This window comes from Microvirga roseola, assembly GCF_020866965.1.
GTDB classification, from domain to species: domain Bacteria; phylum Pseudomonadota; class Alphaproteobacteria; order Rhizobiales; family Beijerinckiaceae; genus Microvirga; species Microvirga roseola.
Genome location: NZ_JAJATX010000181.1, coordinates 1 through 716, shown reverse-complemented (window position 1 = coordinate 716; position 716 = coordinate 1). Strand labels below are relative to the sequence as shown.

The 716-nt window shown below is 60.3% G+C and carries 1 protein-coding gene; it reads right to left on the bottom strand.

Annotation, left to right across the window (positions count from 1 at the left end):
* Positions 1-32 precede the first annotated feature (32 nt).
* Positions 33-716, bottom strand: a 684-nt coding sequence (locus LG661_RS24765) for an IS3 family transposase (RefSeq protein WP_230534652.1), incomplete at its 5' end; no start/stop codon positions are given.

Genomic DNA, 716 nt, shown 5'->3' with positions numbered 1-716 from the left:
GCCTGCCCCATGAGGGTGATCCGGGTGTGATGTTAATTCAGGGTTGGTCTTGGCGCCAGCTTGGACGCATGGACCAGAACCTCTGGTGCGGGCGGCCGGTAGCCCAAGGATGAGTGCGGACGCACCGTGTTGTAGTGCCGGCGCCAACTCTCGATGATCACCTTTGCCTCTTCCAAAGAGTAGAAGATCTCTCCTTTCAGCAACTCATCCCGCAGCTTCGAGTTGAAGCTCTCGCAGTAGCCGTTCTCCCACGGGCTGCCCGGCTCGATGTAGGCCGTCCTGGCTCCCACAGCCGTGATCCACTCGCGTACTGCTTTGGCCACGAATTCGGATCCGTTATCGGAGCGAATGTGCCCAGGAACACCGCGTAGGATGAACAGGTCCGAGAGCACATCGATGACATCGACGGCTTTCAGCTTCCGGCTCACTCTGATGGCCAGGCATTCGCGCGTGAACTCGTCGATGATGTTGAGCATGCGGAACTTGCGCCCATCGTGCGTGCGATCCTCAACAAAGTCATAACTCCAGACATGGTTGGGATACTCCGGCCGCAGCCGGATGCACGAACCATCAGTGAGCCAGAGCCGGCCTTTCTTTGGTTGCTTCTGCGGCACCTTCAGCCCCTCCCGCCGCCAGATCCGCTCGACCCGCTTCTTGTTCACGACCCAGCCAGCGTCTCGCAGCAGGGCTGTGATGCGCCGGTAGCCGTAGCGGCC